The sequence below is a fragment of the Pseudarthrobacter sp. BRE9 genome, from assembly GCF_031844305.1.
In the GTDB taxonomy this organism is placed as follows: Bacteria; Actinomycetota; Actinomycetes; order Actinomycetales; family Micrococcaceae; genus Arthrobacter.
The window spans coordinates 1-1,339 of sequence record NZ_JAUZUY010000021.1 but is presented as its reverse complement, the minus strand read 5'-3'; the positions used below and the strand labels follow the sequence as shown (position 1 = coordinate 1,339).

Below are 1,339 nucleotides of genomic sequence, written 5' to 3'. Positions count from 1 at the left end.
GTCGCCGGTGCGCTGGAAGCCGAACATGGAGTAGAACACGTAGACCGGCACCAGGGGCACGCCGTGGGTGGCGTAGGAGGTCCCGGCGGCGGTGAACGCTGCCACGGCGCCGGCTTCGTTGATGCCGGGGTGGATCAGCTGCCCGGCGGGGGATTCCTTGTAGGCCAGGACCAGGTCGCGGTCCACGGAGAGGTAGTTCTGGCCCTTGGGGTTGTAGATCTTCGCGGTCGGGAAGAACGCATCCATACCGAAGGTCCGGGCTTCGTCGGGGATGATCGGGGCGATGTGCTTGCCGAAGTTCTTATCCCGCATCAGGTCCTTGAGGAGCCGGACGAAGGCCATGGTGGTGGCGGCCTGCTGCTTGCCCGAACCGCGCTTGGCCACCTCGTAGGACTTCGCATCCGGCAGCACGATGTCGGCGTGGGTGTTCCGGCGTTCCGGGACGGACCCGCCCAGGGCGGCGCGGCGTTCCATCATGTACTTGATTTCCGGGGCGTCGTTACCGGGGTGGTAGTACGGCGGCCGGTACGCGTCGTTCTCGATCTGTTCGTCGGTGACCGGGATCCGGAGGTGGTCGCGGAACTTCTTCAGGTCATCCAGGGTCAGTTTCTTCATCTGGTGGGTCGCGTTGCGGCCCTCGAAGTGGGGTCCGAGGCCGTAGCCCTTGACGGTGTGGGCGAGGATGACGGTGGGTTTGCCCTTGAATTCGGTGGCTGCCTTGTAGGCGGCGTAGACCTTGCGGTAGTCGTGGCCGCCGCGTTTGAGGTTCCAGATCTGGTCATCGGTCAGGTCCGCGACGAGGTCTTTGGTTTGCGGGGTTTTGCCGAAGAAGTGTTCGCGGACGAACCCGCCGGATTCGGCTTTGTAGGTCTGGTAGTCCCCGTCTACGGTCTCGTTCATGATCTTCACCAGGGACCCGTCGGTGTCGCGGGTGAGCAGGTCATCCCATTCCCGGCCCCAGACGACCTTGATCACGTTCCAGCCTGCGCCGCGGAAGAACGCTTCGAGTTCCTGCATGATCTTGCCGTTGCCGCGGACCGGCCCGTCCAGGCGCTGGAGGTTGCAGTTGATCACGAAGTTCAGGTTGTCCAGGTTTTCGTTCGCGGCCAGCTGCAGCAGGCCGCGGGACTCGGGCTCGTCCATTTCCCCGTCGCCCAGGAACGCCCAGACCTGCTGGTCACTGGTGTCTTTCAGGCCACGGTTGTGCAGGTACCGGTTGTTCTGGGCCTGGTAGATCGCGTTCATCGGCCCGATGCCCATGGACACGGTGGGGAATTCCCAGAAGTGCGGCATCAGCCGCGGGTGCGGGTAGGAGGACAGGGCGTGGCCTTCGCGGGAT

General features: G+C 64.3%; 1 pseudogene. It reads right to left on the bottom strand.

The features are described 5' to 3' along the window. A pseudogene (locus tag Q9R31_RS20085) lies at positions 1-1,339 on the bottom strand (pyruvate dehydrogenase (acetyl-transferring), homodimeric type); the annotation flags it as partial.